Genomic DNA, 15,843 nt, shown 5'->3' with positions numbered 1-15,843 from the left:
GCCCTGGGAGGGACACTGCCTGATGAGGAAGCCGCGCGCGACCGCTGCGACAAGCGGGCCGGACGGACTGGCGCCAGCCAGCGATGTTGCGGCGATTGTCGCCGGCACGCACGGAGATTCGTTTGCGGTCCTCGGGGTCCATGAGGTCGGCAAAAGCCTGTTTGCCCGTTGCTTCGTTCCGCATGCCGAAACTGTCACCGCCTATACGCTGACGGGCATCGAGGCCGGTGCATTGTCGAGGCGCGACGATGCCGGCTTCTTCGAAGGCAAATTGTCGATCAAGAAACGGCAGCCGCTGCGCTACCACGCGCGCAATGCTGGTGGCGACTGGTGGCTGACCGATCCCTATTCGTTCGGCCCTGTGCTCGGGCCGATGGACGATTACTATATCGCCGAGGGGTCGCACCTCAGGCTGTTCGACAAGCTCGGCGCGCATGTCATCGATCACGAGGGCGCCACCGGCGTGCATTTCGCCGTCTGGGCCCCCAATGCAAAACGCGTCTCGGTGGTCGGCGATTTCAACGACTGGGATGGCCGCCGCCACACGATGCGCGATCGCCGCGACACCGGCATATGGGAACTGTTCGTTCCCGACATCGGCGCCGGCCGGCCCTACAAATACGAAATCATCGGGCCCGATGGCGTCAGGCTGCCGCTGAAGGCCGATCCGTTCGCGTTCAAGTCCGAGCTGCGTCCGGCCACGGCCTCGGTCGTCGCCGTGCCGCCGGCGCATCAGTGGGGAGACGAGGCGCATCGTAATTTCTGGCGCAACGCCGATCACCGCCGCGAAGCCATCTCGATCTATGAAGTCCACGCCGGGTCCTGGCAGCTCAGCGACGACGGCTCCTTCCTGTCATGGGACGAACTGGCCGACCGGCTGATCCCCTATGTCGTCGAGACGGGCTTCACTCACATCGAATTCATGCCGATCTCCGAACATCCCTATGACCCGTCCTGGGGTTATCAGACAACCGGCCTTTATGCGCCGTCGGCCCGCTTCGGCGACCCGGACGGTTTTGCGCGTTTCGTCGACGGGGCGCACCGCGCCGGCGTTGGTGTCATTCTCGACTGGGTGCCGGCGCATTTTCCGGTGGACGCGCATGGCCTGGCCCATTTCGACGGCACCGCGCTCTACGAACATGCCGATCCGCGCAAGGGCTTCCATCCCGACTGGAACACCGCGATCTACAATTTCGGCCGCCGCGAGGTGGTGTCGTTCCTTGTCAACAATGCGCTGTTCTGGGCGGAGAAATATCATGTCGACGGTTTGCGCGTCGATGCGGTCGCCTCGATGCTCTACCTCGATTATTCGCGCAAGGCCGGCGAATGGATTCCCAACGAGAAGGGCGGCCGCGAGAACCTCGAGGCGGTCTCCTTCCTGCAGAAGATGAACAAGGAGGTATATGGTCATCATCCGGGCGTCATGACCATCGCCGAGGAATCGACCTCATGGCCGAAGGTCTCGGCGCCGGTGCATGAAGGCGGGCTGGGCTTCGGCTTCAAGTGGAACATGGGCTTCATGCATGACACGCTGGAGTATTTTGCCAAGGAGCCGATTTTCCGCAAGCACCACCACAACGACCTGACGTTCGGGCTGACCTACGCCTTTTCGGAGAATTTCGTGCTGCCGCTCTCGCATGACGAGGTCGTGCACGGCAAAGGCACGCTGCTCGGCAAGATGGCCGGCGACGATTGGCAGAAATTCGCGACCTTGCGCGCCTATTACGGCTTCATGTGGGGCTATCCCGGCAAGAAGCTCTTGTTCATGGGACAGGAATTCGCCCAGCGTCGCGAATGGAGCGAGGCGCGCGCGCTCGATTGGAACCTGCTCGATTTCCGGCCGCATCGCGGCGTCTGGCAGACGGTGCGCGATCTCAACTATCTCTATCGGTCGCGCCCGGCGCTGCACGGCCGTGACTGCGAGCCGGAAGGGTTTTCCTGGCTGATCGTCGATGACAGCCAGAATTCGGTTTTTGCCTGGGTGCGCAACGCGCCGGGCGGTAGTCCGGTGGCCGTCATCTCCAACTTCACGCCGGTGCCGCGCGACAATTATCGCGTGCCGTTGCCGAAGGTCGGCAAGTGGCGCGAGATCATCAACACCGACGCATCCGAATATGGCGGCTCCGGCATGGGCAATGGCGGCATGGTCGAGGCAAGGGCGGAGGGCAAGAGCATCTCTGCAACGATACTTTTGCCGCCGCTATCGACGATCATGCTTGAACTCGTTGCCGACTAAGCCCGGCAGGGCCTGGCAACATGACGAGACTGAGTAACTTGGGAGGGTAGAAATGGCAGACTTGAAACGGACCCAGCCGCTGGCGCGCGATGCCATGGCCTACGTACTGGCAGGCGGCCGTGGCAGCCGCCTCAAGGAACTCACTGACCGTCGCGCCAAGCCGGCGGTCTATTTCGGCGGCAAGACGCGCATCATCGACTTCGCGCTCTCCAACGCTCTCAACTCCGGCATCCGCCGTCTCGGTGTCGCCACCCAGTACAAGGCGCACTCGCTGATCCGCCACCTCCAGCGCGGCTGGAACTTCCTGCGGCCCGAACGAAACGAGAGTTTCGACATCCTGCCGGCCAGCCAGCGCGTCTCGGAAACGCAATGGTATGAAGGTACCGCCGACGCTGTCTACCAGAACATCGACATCATCGAGGCCTATGGCCCGGAATACATGGTCATCCTCGCCGGCGACCACATCTACAAGATGGACTATGAGCTGATGCTGCGCCAGCATGTCGACGCCGGCGCCGATGTCACCGTCGGCTGTCTCGAAGTGCCGCGCATGGAGGCGACAGGCTTCGGCGTCATGCATGTCGATGCCAAGGACAACATCATCGCCTTCGTCGAAAAGCCGGCCGATCCGCCCGGTATTCCGGGTAACCCTGACTTCGCCTTGGCCTCGATGGGCATTTACGTCTTCAAGACCAAGTTCCTGATGGAGCAATTGCGCCGCGACGCCGCCGAGCCGGGCTCGAGCCGCGATTTCGGCAAGGACATCATCCCCTATATCGTCCAGCATGGTAAGGCGATCGCGCACCGCTTCACCAAGTCCTGCGTGCGCTCGACGATGGAAAATGAAGCCTACTGGCGCGACGTCGGTACGGTCGACGCCTATTGGGAGGCCAATATCGACCTGACCGACGTGACGCCGGAACTCGACCTCTACGACCGCGACTGGCCGATCTGGACCTATGCCGAGTTGAAGCCGCCGGCAAAATTCGTCCATGACGAGGATGGTCGCCGCGGTTCGGCCGTTTCCTCGCTGGTCTCGGGCGATTGCATCGTCTCGGGCGCTTCGCTCAAGAAGAGCCTGATCTTCACCGGCGCGCGCATCAATTCCTATTCGACGCTGGAAGAAGTCGTCATGCTGCCCGACGTTCATGTCGGCCGGAATGCAAAGTTGAAGCGCGTCGTCATCGACCACGGTGTAAGGATACCGGAGGGGCTGGTGGTCGGCGAGGATCCCGAGCTAGACGCCAAGCGCTTCCGCGTTTCGGAAAAAGGCATCTGTCTGGTCACACAGGACATGATCAACAAACTCGGGCTCTAGAGCAATTCCAGGAAAAGTGTGAGAACGGTTTTCTCACGGGAATTGCTCAGAACAGGATCGGGATAGACGCATGCAGGTTCTGTCGGTCACGCCCGAGATCTTTCCGCTGATCAAGACCGGCGGGCTTGCCGACGTGACCGGCGCGCTGCCCATCGCGCTCGCGGCCAAGGGCGTGACCATGCGCACGCTCATTCCAGGCTTTCCCGTGGTGATGGATGCTTTCAAGAAAAAGAAAGCCGTCTACCAATATCCGCTGCTGCAGGGCGGCAAGGCCTCTGTCCACGCCGTGCGCATTGCCGGGCTCGACCTGTTCGTGCTCGACGCGCCGCATCTGTTCGACCGCCCGGGCGGCCCCTACGGCAATGCTTCGGGGGCGGACTGGCCGGACAATTGGCGGCGCTTCGCGGCGCTGAGCCAGGTTGGTGGCGATATCGCCGGCGGCGCCATCTCCGGCTATCAGCCTGACATCGTCCACGCCCATGACTGGCAGTCGGCGATGACGCTGGCCTATATGCGCTACGGCAAGGCGGTCGGCGTCCCGTCGATGATGACCGTCCACAATCTCGCCTTCCAGGGCCAGTTCGGTGCCGGCATCTTCGGCGAACTCGGCCTGCCGGCGGTGGCGATGGCGCTTGACGGCGTTGAATATTATGGCGGCGTCGGCTTCCTAAAGGCCGGCCTGCAGGCCGCCTGGGCGATTACCACGGTCAGCCCGACCTATGCGCAGGAGATCCGCTCGCCTGAATTCGGCATGGGCCTCGACGGCCTGATCAACATGCGCTCCAGCGATCTCCATGGCATCGTCAACGGTATCGACACCGCCATCTGGGATCCGCAAACCGACAAGCATCTGGTGTCGAATTATACGGCCGCCACGCTCGAGGCTCGGGCGCCCAACAGGGCCGCCGTGGAGGAACGTTTCGGCCTCGATCGCGACGACAGCCCGATCGTCTGCGTCATCAGTCGGCTGACCTGGCAGAAGGGCATGGATATTTTGGCGACGGTGATCGACGGTGTCGTCGCGACCGGAGCGCGGCTGGCCATACTGGGTTCGGGAGACGCCGGCCTCGAAGGCGCGCTACTCGCCGCCGCCGCGCGCCACCGTGGCCGCATCGGCGTGGTCGTCGGCTACGACGAGGGGCTGTCGCACACCATGCAGGGCGGCTGCGACGCCATCATCATCCCGTCGCGCTTCGAACCTTGCGGACTGACGCAGCTTTACGGCCTGCGCTACGGCTGCGTGCCGGTGGTCGCCCGCACCGGCGGCCTCGCCGACACCATCATCGACGCCAACGAAGCGGCGATGGCGGCCGGCGTGGCGACAGGGTTCCAGTTCGCTCCCAACAATGGCGGTGCGATGCTGCACGCCATTGCCCGCCTGGTCGACGCTCACGCCAATCCCGCGGCTTTCGAAACCATCCAGCGCCAGGGGATGAAGACGGATGTATCGTGGGATCGAAGCGCCGAAAAATACGTTGAACTCTATCGCCTGCTGCTTTCGAAAAGGGTCGCCTGAAGCATGATACGAACCGTTCCCACCAAACCCTATGCCGACCAGAAGCCCGGCACGTCGGGCCTGCGCAAGAAGGTTCCTGTGTTCCAGCAGGAGCACTATGCCGAGAACTTCATCCAGTCGATCTTCGATGCGCTGGACGGCTACAAGGGCAAGACGCTGGTGATCGGCGGCGACGGCCGCTTCTACAACCGCGAGGTCATCCAGAAGGCCATCGCCATGGCCGCCGCGAACGGCTTCGGCAAGGTGATGGTCGGGCAGGGCGGCATCCTGTCGACGCCGGCCGCCTCGCATGTCATCCGTAAATACAAGACCTTCGGCGGCATCATCCTGTCGGCCAGCCACAATCCGGGCGGCCCGCACGAGGATTTTGGTATCAAGTACAATGCCGGCAATGGCGGCCCGGCGCCGGAAAAGCTGACCGACGCGATCTTCGCCAAGACCAAGGCGATTTCGAGCTTCAAGACATCGGACATCGATCCGATCGACATCGACACGATCGGCACCGTCAAGGCCGCCGGCATGACCGTCGAGATCATCGATCCGGTCACCGATTATGCCGAGCTGATGGAGAGCCTGTTCGATTTCGACGCGCTGCGCAAACTGTTCAAATCGGGCTTCCGCATGCGCTTCGATGCCATGCACGCGGTGACCGGCCCCTACGCCAAGGAAATCCTCGAAAACCGGCTTGGCGCGCCGAATGGCACTTGCCGCAACTTCAAGCCGCTGCCGGATTTCGGCGGCCATCATCCGGATCCGAACCTCGTCCATGCCAAGCATCTCTACGACGAGATGATGGGGCCGGATGCGCCGGATTTCGGTGCCGCTTCCGATGGCGACGGCGACCGCAATCTGATCATCGGCAAGGGCATTTTCGTCACTCCGTCGGATTCGGTGGCGATGCTCGCCGCCAATGCCCGCCTGGCGCCTGGCTACAAGGACGGGCTGAAGGGCATCGCGCGCTCTATGCCGACCAGCGGCGCGGCCGACCGCGTCGCCGAAAAGCTTGGCATCGGCATCTATGAGACGCCGACCGGCTGGAAGTTCTTCGGCAATCTGCTCGATGCCGGCATGGCGACGATTTGCGGCGAGGAGAGCGCCGGCACCGGGTCCAACCACGTGCGCGAGAAGGACGGCTTGTGGGCCGTGCTGTTGTGGCTGAACATCCTCGCCGCGCGCGGCGAAAGCTGCAAGCAGGTCGTCACCGAGCACTGGGCGACTTACGGGCGCAACTACTATTCGCGCCACGATTATGAGGAGGTCGAGAGCGAGCGTGCCAATGCGCTGGTCGACGAACTCAGGGCCAAGCTCGGTTCGCTGCCCGGCACCAGCGTGAACGGCCTCAAGATCGCCAATGCCGATGACTTCGCCTATCACGACCCGGTCGACGGCTCGACCAGCGAGCACCAAGGCATCAGGATCCTGTTCGAAGGCGGTTCTCGCGTCGTCTTCCGGCTCTCCGGCACTGGCACGTCGGGCGCGACGCTGCGGGTCTACATCGAGCGCTACGAGCCGGACAAGGCCAGGCACGATCTCGACACACAGGCGGCACTCGCCGATCTCATCGCCGCCGCCGACGACATTGCCGGGATCAAGAGCCACACCGGCCGCAACAAGCCGAGCGTGATTACTTGAGGGTGGCGACCATCGTTTCGTCATCCACTGGCGGAGCAAGGAGCGTAGCGACGCGGCGCAGACCTCTGGAGCTGCTCCGCAGCCCAAGGGATCCATGCCGTGACATCAAGGCGTTGCCACGGTGCAGAATTCGGCTCCGCTGCGCCCTTCGTTCGAGGTCACGGCATGGATCCCAGGGTCTCCGCGACGGAGCTTCGCTCCTGCTTCGCCCTAGGATGACGAAGTGGGGCAGGCCCCGGCTAACCTCTCGCGTTCGCACCGCGTTTCAGGGCCGGCGCCCATGACTCGCCTCGGTGCCACCATCACCCCCGAAGGCATCCGCTTTGCCGCATGGTCCTCGTCGGCTCGCCGCCTCTGGGTCTCGGTCTTCGATGGGGAGGGAAACCGCGAACTCGACCGGATGGAGCTGAAGCCGGAAGGCGAGGGGGTGCATGCGCTCTTTGTCTCCGGCCTTTCGGCGGGCACGCGGTATGGCTTTCGTGCCGACGGTGACTATGCGCCCGAGCGCGGGTTCTGGTTCGATCCCGACAAGCTGCTGAGCGATCCCTACGCCATCCAAGTCGACCGGCCCTACGCCTATCACTGGCGGCTCGCCGCGAGGCGCAACGAAGGCGCCGACACCGCCTCGCTGATGCCCAAGACCGTGGCGACGGCCTTGCCCACTGTGCCGGTGCTGCCGCCGCTGTTTCGCCCGGGCGGACTGATCTACGAGGTGCCGGTTCGCGCCTTCACCAAGCTCCACCCTGATGTGCCGGAAGCCCAGCGCGGCACCATCGCCGCACTGGCCCACCCAGCAATCATCGATCACCTCAAGCGCCTCGGCGTCTCGGCCGTCGAACTGATGCCGGTGACCGCGTCAATCGACGAGCGGCATCTACCGCCGCTGGGCTTGAGCAACGCCTGGGGCTACAATCCCGTGACCTTCATGGCGGTCGACCCACGCCTGGCGCCAGGCGGATTGACGGAATTGCGCGATACGGTAGCGGCCCTGCGCCAGGCCGGCATCGGCACCATTCTCGATCTCGTCTTCAACCACACGGGCGAAAGTGACAGGCTGGGACCAACGCTGTCGCTGCGCGGGCTCGACAATCAGGCCTACTACCGGCACCAGCCGGATGGCAGGCTGGTCAATGACACCGGGACCGGCAACACCGTCGCCTGCGATCATCCGGTGGTGCGGGACATGGTGCTCGACACGCTCCGCCATTTTGTCCGCCATGCCGGCGTCGACGGTTTTCGCTTCGACCTCGCGCCGGTGCTGGGCCGCGTTGACGGCGCGTTCGATCCCGCGGCGCCCTTGCTCGCGGCGATCGCCGGCGATCCTGTGCTTACCGATCGCGTGCTGGTCGCCGAACCCTGGGATATCGGTCCTGACGGCTATCAGCTCGGCAACTTCCCGGCGCGCTTCCTCGAATGGAACGACCGCTATCGCGACGATGCCAGACGGTTCTGGCGTGGCGATGCCAATGCGGTTGGGGCCTTGGCGACGCGGCTTGCCGGCTCGTCCGATATTTTTGGCAAGGCCGCTCAGCCGGCCAGCCGCACGGTCAATTTCATCGCCGCCCATGACGGCATGACGCTGGCCGACATCGTCGCCTATGAGCACAAGCACAACGCGGCCAATGGCGAGCAGAACCGCGATGGCCACAACGAGAACCTGTCGTGGAACAATGGCGCCGAGGGCGAGACGGACGACGCTGCAATCGCCAAGGCGCGCGTCAACGACCAGCGGGCGCTGCTGGCCACCTTATTTGCGTCGCGCGGCACCATCATGCTGACTGCGGGCGACGAGTTCGGCCGCAGCCAGCAAGGCAACAACAACGCCTATGCGCAGGACAATGCGATTACCTGGCTCGATTGGGCGGGGCGCGACAAGGCGCTGGAGCAATATGCCTCGGCGCTCGCCGATGTTCGCCGTGCGATGCCCATGTTATCGGACACGCGGTTCCTGACCGGCGAACCAGTCGACACGTCCGGAATTCCCGACGTTGCCTGGTTGACCGAGGCGGGTGTGGCACTGTCCGAAGCCGATTGGAACGACCCTGCCAGGCATCGCCTTGTCATGGTCCTGAGCCGGGCGGATGGCCGGCTGGCTGTCATGATCAATGGCGACCGCCGCCAGTCCATCTTCACTTTGCCGGTGCGCGAAGGCTTTGAATGGTGTCCCGCGATCGCCACGCAGACGGTCGACCTGACGCGGCCTCTGCCAGGGCGCAGCGTGAGCTTCATGATCGAGCGCCAGTCTGGAAGGGCTCGCGCCGGGAAGGGTTCGTGATGGCCGACGACAACACCGGGCAGAAGGCCGAATGGTGGCGCGGCTGCGTCATCTATCAGGTCTATCCGCGCTCCTTCCAGGACACGACCGGCGATGGCAGTGGCGATCTCAAGGGCATAACGGCAAGGCTTGCCCACATCGCCTCGCTTGGCGTCGATGCCGTCTGGCTGTCGCCCTTCTTCAAGTCGCCGATGGCCGACATGGGCTATGACGTATCGGACTATCGCGACGTCGATCCGATGTTCGGTTCGCTTGAAGACTTCGACGCGCTGGTAGCAGAGGCGCACCGGCTGGGCCTGAAAATCGTCATCGACCAGGTGCTGTCGCACTCATCCGACAAGCATGAATGGTTCGTCGAAAGCCGCGCCAGCCGCGACAATCCCAAGGCCGACTGGTACGTCTGGGCCGATACGAAGCCTGACGGCAACGCGCCCAACAACTGGCTGTCCGTCTTCGGTGGTCCTTCCTGGGAGTGGGATTCGACCCGCCGGCAATATTACATGCACAACTTCCTCGCATCGCAGCCTGACCTGAATTTCCACAATCCGGAGGTCCAGGATGCGCTGCTGGACACGGTGCGCTTCTGGCTCGAGCGTGGCGTCGACGGTTTCCGGCTCGACACCGTCAACTACTATTTCCACGACCGCTGGCTGCGCAGCAATCCGCCCTTGGCGTCGAGCGTCGCCGGCACCAATGGCGAGACCAACACCTACCTCTATCAGGAGCATCTGTTCGACAAGACGCAGCCTGAAAACCTCGCTTTCCTCAGGCGTTTCCGGGCGCTGCTCGACGAGTATGAGGACCGCGCCGCCGTCGGAGAAATCGGCGACGAGGGGCGCTCGCTGCAGACGCTGGCCGCCTATACCTCCGGCGGCGACAAGCTGCAGATGTGCTACACGTTCGACCTGCTCGGTTCGCAATTTTCGGCGGCACACGTGCGCGGCTGTGTCGAGGCCTTCGAACATGCCGTCGCCGACGGTTGGGTCTGCTGGGCGTTCTCCAATCATGACGTGGTGCGCCATGTCAGCCGCTGGACGCGGCCGGACGGCGCAACCGACGCGGTCGCTAAATTCTCGATCATGCTGCTCGCTTGCCTGCGCGGCTCGATCTGCCTCTATCAGGGTGAGGAACTGGGCTTGGAGGAGGCGGAGCTTGCCTATGAGGATCTGCGCGATCCGGTCGGCATCCGCTTCTGGCCCGGCGTGAAGGGCAGGGATGGTTGCCGCACGCCGATGGCCTGGGAGATCGGCGCCGACAATGCGGGTTTCTCGACGGGCAAGCCCTGGCTACCGGTCCCGGCCAGCCACCGCGCCCGCGCCGCCGATGCGCAGAACGGCGATGAGCAATCGGTGCTGTCCGCCTACCGCTCGACGCTCGCCTTGCGCAGGCGCCATCCGGCACTGGTCAGCGGTTCGATCCGCTTTCTCGACGCCGAGGGCGACGTGCTTGCCTTCATCCGCGAAGGCGGTGGGCAGAGACTGCTCTGTGTCTTCAATTTCGCCGGAGAGCCGGCGAATTGGGCCTTGCCACCGGATATTGGCGCTGTCGCTGCTGTCCTTGCTGGCGCCGCTACCGGCGAGGAGGAAGCGCTTCCGCTGCCGGCTCTCGGTTGCTTCCTTGGCCGGCTCGACTGACTGGCCGTTCGACCGCGCCTTGGCCAGGCGACCCGCTTGGCCACGAAAACCCTACTGAACCAGCACCGCCCGACCGCAGGTCGCTCCGGTGACGCGTACGTCGGCCTGGCCGACCCCGACACCCAGCGCGGACAGCACATTGTAGAGCAAGTCGTCGACGGGCGCCGTTACGGTGTTGAGCAGCGTCACCACCGCCGGCTTGACCGTTCCAAGCAGGGCGGTCAGATCGATGCCAAGACCAAGCACATTGACCGAGAGCGACAGGTTGTTGACCAGCGACGTGGTGAGCGACTGCGAGATGTTGCGCGTTGAAACGGTCTTGACCGTTTTGTTGGCGATATCGGTCGCGCTGAAGGTCAGGGTTTGTGGGCTGTTGTTGGTGATTGCGGTTGCCGCCGATCCCATGACCTGGATCAATGGGATGTTGACCAGCAGCAGATGGAGGCTGACATCGGCGATATCCGCGTCGGTGAAGGTCTGCGGTTGGCTGAAATCGGCGAAGCCGGAGGGATTGTTGCTGTTGGCCAGGTTGAGCTGGGCAATACCGGGGTGCGCGGCGATGGAAACGCTGATGCTGGATGGCCCTGTGGGGCAGGTGATGTCGGTCAGCTTGGCTTCCGCATAGGCGACTTCCACATTGAGCGGAAGATTGACGGCGAGCAGGCTGATGCCGCCGCTGAGGCCGGGCGTGCCGATGCCCACCGATGCGGTCAGCTTGATGCGCGTCTGGGCGGTCCGCACGGTGGTGCCGATGCCGTCGACCGCCAGCCAAGGCGAGGATTGCGCCGGCTCGCCAATGGCGATGTTGAGCTTGGTGGACAGCAATCCCGGAATGGTGGCGCCGAGATCGACGGCGGCCTGGTTGGTGCCGTTCGCGAGCACCGCGGCGGCGGTCAGCATTCCCATGGCGCTTGCGTCAACGCCGAGGCCGGCCGGCTGTTGCCCGATGCCCAGGCTGCCGACGGAACCAAGGTCGATAAGACTGCTGAGCGGAATCTTGACCGTGCTGGTCGACTTGGAGGCGATGGTCTGCAGGGCGACCTTGGCCGTGTTGCCGAGGCCAGGCACGTTTGCCATGGCGGTGGCGATCTGGCCGACGGTCGCCTTCGAGGCCAGCACGTCCGAATAGGTGCCGGCCGTGATGTTCAGCTGTGTGGCCAGCGCGCTGATGAAGGAAAGCGCGCTGACATCGGCCGAGATCAGCCCGTTATAGTCCATGACGCTGAGCGAGATGTTGCCGCCGAGAAGCCCGCTCAGCAAAGCGTTGAGGATGCCGCCATTGACGCTGAGCAGTCTCGACCCGACCGAGAATGTCGCCTGCGGCGTCATGCTGGCGGTGGCTTGGGTGCCGATGACCGGAGTGGGGATGAGCGAGCTGGCAAAATAGCGGGCGGGGATTTTCGCCAATGTGACACGCACCGCATTGTAAGGTGTCACGCCCGCCTGGAAGCGCTGCGTGACATTGGTGGTCGTTGAGGCATAGCGGCCTTGCGTGACCGTCACCACCGTTTTCCCGACGGCCGGGGCAATGGTCTGGCCCGAGGCTTGAACGACGACACCTGGCATGCCGTTGTCGGTGAGCGTGGTGACGACCGCTGTGTTGACATTGGTCATGTTCGACGCGGCGGTGATCGCCGCCAGATCGACCATCGCCTGGGCTTGCCGGCGCTCGGTGTAGATGGAGGCCTCGTCGATGGCCACCGCGGCCAGCGCCAGCGCGACCGGTGCGATAAGGGCCGTCATGACGGCGAAGTTCGCCTTCTTGTCAGCCAGCAGGCGCCGGGCAATCCGGCCGACCTCCGTTCGCACGCGCGGCGACATTCAGATACCTCCGACCCTGATCGTTGACTGGCGCGTGATCGTGGTCCCCGGCATCGCTATGCCCGGGAAGAGATTCCAGATCGGCAGGTTGCGCGCATCGTATGAGATGGACACCACGAACTGGCTTCCATCGGCCACGCTGTCATTGGCCTGGTAGGTCAGTTTGGTGGCATCCACGAAGGGGTATCCGCTGGCGTTGTTGGTGAGGTAGCTGGCCACAAGTGTCTGCCGCTCGCTCTGGTTCAGCCCGGCGATCGCTGTGCGGGCGGCGTCGGCCGCGATCTGCTGGATCGAGCTGGCAGCACCAAAATAGATGCCGTATGCAACCATTCCGAGCAGAAGAAGGATGAAGATCGGCGATAGCAGAGCGAATTCGACCGCCGAGGTTCCCGAATTGTCTGTTCGGAAAGCGCGCCTTCGGACCCTGGAAGTGAGGTTCTGAACCATGCTGCCAGCATGCCAAAGTTCGCATGCAGAAAGCGAAAACCCCAGGCGCAACCTGAGGATGTGTGCAGTTGAAATGTCGCTCTAATTTAGCCGTTGCTTCTTCAACTGTAGGGATTGACTTAGGGTCAATCAGTACTCGGTTGAAAAGAGCTTACCTCCTGTCTAGTCTCCTGCCACCAGCTGCCGGAGGGAACCGGCGGCGCGCTCAAAGGAACCAGGCATCGGTTCCGGGGCGTCAACACTCGAAGGCGCGCCGATGGCAGTGCCGACAGGGAGAACTTCATGCTGAAAAACATGCTGAAGGCGACGGTATTCGCCACCACCATGGCCGTAGCCGCCGGCGCATTCTACACGCCGGCTTTTGCCGAGAGCGTCTACAACAGAGGCACCGCCGCCGAATCGGAATCGGTCGACCCGCACAAGACCTCGACGGTTTATGAGGCCAATGTGCTGCGCGACCTGTTCCAGGGCCTTGTCATGCAGGATGAGAAGGCCAACCTCATTCCGGGCGCCGCCGAAAGCTGGACGGTATCGGATGACGGCACCGTCTACACCTTCAAGCTGCGCAAGGACGGCATGTGGTCGGATGGCAGCCCGGTGACCGCGGACGACTTCGTCTATGCCTTCCATCGCCTGGAGGATCCTGCGACTGGCGCCGAATACGCCTCGATGCTCTACCCGGTGAAGGGTGCGGAAGACGTAAACACAAAGAAGGGCAAGCCCGAGGACATGGGTGTCAAGGCAATCGACGCCAGCACCCTGGAGGTGACGCTGAAGGCGCCGACGCCCTACTTCCTGGAGATGCTGACCCACCAGGCGACGTATCCGGTCAGCAAGGCTTCGATCGAAAAGCTCGGCGCCGACTGGATCAAACCCGGCAAACTTGTTTCGAACGGCGCCTATACGCTGGCCGAATGGGTTCCCAACGACCACATGAAACTGGTCAAGAACCCGAAATTCTGGGACGCCGCGACCGTAAAGTTCGACGTCGTCAACTACATCCCGACCGAAGACCGTTCGTCGGCGATGAAGCGCTTCGAGGCGGGCGAACTCGACAGCTATGACGATCTGCCGACCGAGCAGCTCGCCGACCTCAAGACCAAGTTCGGCGACCAGATCCACGTCGGCCCGTATCTCGGCACCTATTATTACGCGATCAAGACCGACAAGGCGCCGTGGAACAACCCCGAACTGCGCACCGCCATCTCGATGGCGATCGACCGCGACTTCATCGCCGAAAAGGTCTGGCAGAACTCGATGCTGCCCGGCTATTCCATGGTGCCTCCCGGCATCGAGGGCTACACACCGGCAATGGCCAAATATGCCGACATGCCGCAGATAGACCGCGAGGACGCCGCCAAGAAAATCCTCGAGAAGCTTGGTTATACGCCCGAACATCCGCTGAAGATGGAGATCCGCTACAACACTTCGGAAAACCACAAGAACACGGCAGTGGCGATCCAGGAACAATTGAAGCCGCTTGGCGTCGACGTCACGCTGCTCAACACCGACACCAAGACCCACTACTCCTTCCTCGAGCAGAAGGGCGATTATGACGTGGCGCGTGCCGCCTGGATTGCCGACTACAAGGATCCGGAAACTTTCCTCGGCATCACGCGCAAGGCCAGCGGCAACAACTATTCGAACTACAACAGCCCCGCATACGAAGCGGCCATGGACAAGGCTGCCGCCGCCGGCGGTAAGCCTGAAGAGCGCATGAAGGACCTTTCCGAGGCCGAGCGCATCCTCATCGACGATGTCGGCCAGATCCCGCTTCTCTACTACAGCTACCACGACATCGTTTCCTCGAAGCTGCATGGCTTCGTCGACAACGTGATGGACATCCATCCGTCGCGTTTCGTCAGCAAGGACTGATCCCTGGCCAAGCCGCCGCGCACCGAGTGCGCGGCGGCGCTGGTTTGCCATCGCATCGGCCGGGAAGCGCAATCGATTTTCGGAAAATCCGGTGCGAAGATTTGAAGGCTGGAGCGTGTCGGTCCAACTGGACGGGCGTGCTCCGGATCAAGCGGGGCACCGATGCTGCGATACGTATTCCGGCGGCTTTTGACCGCCATCCCGACGCTGTTCGTCATCGTGACGATGGCGTTCTTCCTGATGCGCGTCGCGCCAGGCGGCCCATTCAACCAGGAGCGGGGGCTGAGCCCCGAGATCAAGGCCAACCTTGAGGCCCAGTTCGGTCTCAATGATCCACTCTGGCTGCAATATGTCCACTATCTCGGCAATCTCCTGCGCGGCAATTTCGGCCCGAGCTACAACATGCCGGACTTTACGGTCACCGAACTGTTCGCCAAGGGCCTGCCCATTTCCGTCCAGCTCGGTGCCTCGGCGCTGATCCTGGCGCTGCTGATCGGTTCAGTGCTCGGCACCATTGCCGCGCTCAACCAGAACAAGCTTGGCGACTATACGGTGATTGCACTGGCGACGGCGGGCAGCACCATCCCGACCTTCGTCATCGCGCCGGTGATCCAGCTCCTGTTCGGGCTGACCTGGAAGCTGCTGCCGATCGGCGGCTGGGGCGATGGCGCCTTCATCAACAAGGTTGGCCCGGTGCTGACGCTTGCCTTGCCGCAGATAGCCATCGTTGCCCGTCTCATGCGCGGCTCGATGATCGAGAGCTTACGCTCCCATCATATCCGGACGGCGCGCGCGCTCGGCCTTGCAGACTGGTCGGTGGTGGTCAAGCACGCGCTGCGCGGCGCCATCCTGCCGATCGTCTCGTTCACCGGCCCTGCGGCGGCGGCCCTCTTGACCGGTTCCGTCATCGTCGAGACGATTTTCTCCATTCCAGGCGTCGGCCGCTATTTCGTCGATGCCGCGCTCAACCGCGACTACACGCTCGTGATGGGGACGGTGGTGGTGATCGCCATCTTCACCATCGTCTTCAACCTGATCGTCGACGTCATGTACGCGGTCGTCGACCCCAGAGTTCGCTATGATTGAGGG

General features: G+C 63.2%; 10 protein-coding genes. 8 read left to right on the top strand and 2 right to left on the bottom strand.

Annotated elements, in window-relative coordinates:
- Window positions 1-22: 22 nt before the first annotated feature.
- The 6 genes from glgB to bglA all read left to right on the top strand — a co-directional run bounded on the left by glgB (window position 23) and on the right by bglA (window position 10,611).
- A complete protein-coding gene (gene glgB, locus EB233_RS24340) occupies window positions 23-2,236 on the top strand; it encodes a 1,4-alpha-glucan branching protein GlgB (protein ID WP_064991868.1) in 2,214 nt (737 codons plus the stop codon).
- Between the two features lie 52 nt (window positions 2,237-2,288).
- Window positions 2,289-3,554, top strand: coding sequence for a glucose-1-phosphate adenylyltransferase (gene glgC, locus EB233_RS24335; protein WP_064991867.1), 1,266 nt, complete (start codon window positions 2,289-2,291; stop codon window positions 3,552-3,554).
- A 70-nt stretch (window positions 3,555-3,624) separates the two neighbouring features.
- A complete protein-coding gene (gene glgA / locus EB233_RS24330) occupies window positions 3,625-5,070 on the top strand; it encodes a glycogen synthase GlgA (RefSeq protein ID WP_064991866.1) in 1,446 nt (481 codons plus the stop codon).
- 3 nt (window positions 5,071-5,073) lie between these two features.
- Window positions 5,074-6,702: an alpha-D-glucose phosphate-specific phosphoglucomutase gene (locus EB233_RS24325; protein ID WP_064991865.1), complete on the top strand. Its 1,629-nt coding sequence runs from the start codon at window positions 5,074-5,076 to the stop codon at window positions 6,700-6,702.
- A 280-nt stretch (window positions 6,703-6,982) separates the two neighbouring features.
- Window positions 6,983-8,977 carry a glycogen debranching protein GlgX gene (glgX, locus tag EB233_RS24320; RefSeq protein WP_064991864.1) on the top strand — a complete coding sequence of 665 codons (1,995 nt, stop codon included), beginning with the start codon at window positions 6,983-6,985 and terminating at the stop codon, window positions 8,975-8,977.
- Entirely contained in the window at window positions 8,977-10,611 is a 1,635-nt protein-coding gene (gene bglA / locus EB233_RS24315) for a beta-galactosidase BglA (RefSeq protein ID WP_064991863.1), read from the top strand. The genes glgX and bglA overlap by 1 nt, the downstream gene beginning before the upstream one ends.
- 51 nt (window positions 10,612-10,662) lie before the next feature.
- Here bglA and EB233_RS24310 read toward each other — a convergent pair whose 3' ends face one another.
- Together EB233_RS24310 and EB233_RS24305 are read right to left on the bottom strand one after the other, a co-directional pair.
- Entirely contained in the window at window positions 10,663-12,432 is a 1,770-nt protein-coding gene (locus EB233_RS24310; protein WP_064991862.1) for a Tad domain-containing protein, read from the bottom strand.
- Window positions 12,433-12,879 carry a TadE/TadG family type IV pilus assembly protein gene (locus EB233_RS24305; RefSeq protein ID WP_081294312.1) on the bottom strand — a complete coding sequence of 149 codons (447 nt, stop codon included), beginning with the start codon at window positions 12,877-12,879 and terminating at the stop codon, window positions 12,433-12,435.
- Window positions 12,880-13,161: 282 nt separating this feature from the next.
- On the opposite strand from EB233_RS24305, the gene EB233_RS24300 reads away from it, so the two are divergent.
- The gene (locus tag EB233_RS24300; protein WP_064991861.1) at window positions 13,162-14,754 is read left to right on the top strand and encodes a peptide ABC transporter substrate-binding protein; all 1,593 of its coding nucleotides are present in this window, start codon (window positions 13,162-13,164) and stop codon (window positions 14,752-14,754) included.
- A gap of 162 nt (window positions 14,755-14,916) precedes the next feature.
- Window positions 14,917-15,840, top strand: coding sequence for an ABC transporter permease subunit (locus tag EB233_RS24295; protein ID WP_064991860.1), 924 nt, complete (start codon window positions 14,917-14,919; stop codon window positions 15,838-15,840).
- The last annotated feature ends 3 nt before the right edge of the window (window positions 15,841-15,843 follow it).

The sequence above is a fragment of the Mesorhizobium erdmanii genome (assembly GCF_013170725.1).
GTDB lineage: Bacteria > Pseudomonadota > Alphaproteobacteria > Rhizobiales > Rhizobiaceae > Mesorhizobium > Mesorhizobium erdmanii.
This window is presented reverse-complemented; position numbering and strand designations above follow the sequence as displayed.

What these genes read in the sequence shown, in the direction of transcription:
- glgB (WP_064991868.1), top strand. Translation starts at nt 23, where the DNA reads ATGAGGAAGCCGCGCGCGACCGCTGCGACAAGCGGGCCGGACGGACTG.
- glgC (WP_064991867.1), top strand. Translation starts at nt 2,289, where the DNA reads ATGGCAGACTTGAAACGGACCCAGCCGCTGGCGCGCGATGCCATGGCC.
- glgA (WP_064991866.1), top strand. Translation starts at nt 3,625, where the DNA reads ATGCAGGTTCTGTCGGTCACGCCCGAGATCTTTCCGCTGATCAAGACC.
- EB233_RS24325 (WP_064991865.1), top strand. Translation starts at nt 5,074, where the DNA reads ATGATACGAACCGTTCCCACCAAACCCTATGCCGACCAGAAGCCCGGC.
- glgX (WP_064991864.1), top strand. Translation starts at nt 6,983, where the DNA reads ATGACTCGCCTCGGTGCCACCATCACCCCCGAAGGCATCCGCTTTGCC.
- bglA (WP_064991863.1), top strand. Translation starts at nt 8,977, where the DNA reads ATGGCCGACGACAACACCGGGCAGAAGGCCGAATGGTGGCGCGGCTGC.
- EB233_RS24310 (WP_064991862.1), bottom strand. Translation starts at nt 12,432, where the DNA reads ATGTCGCCGCGCGTGCGAACGGAGGTCGGCCGGATTGCCCGGCGCCTG.
- EB233_RS24305 (WP_081294312.1), bottom strand. Translation starts at nt 12,879, where the DNA reads ATGGTTCAGAACCTCACTTCCAGGGTCCGAAGGCGCGCTTTCCGAACA.
- EB233_RS24300 (WP_064991861.1), top strand. Translation starts at nt 13,162, where the DNA reads ATGCTGAAAAACATGCTGAAGGCGACGGTATTCGCCACCACCATGGCC.
- EB233_RS24295 (WP_064991860.1), top strand. Translation starts at nt 14,917, where the DNA reads ATGCTGCGATACGTATTCCGGCGGCTTTTGACCGCCATCCCGACGCTG.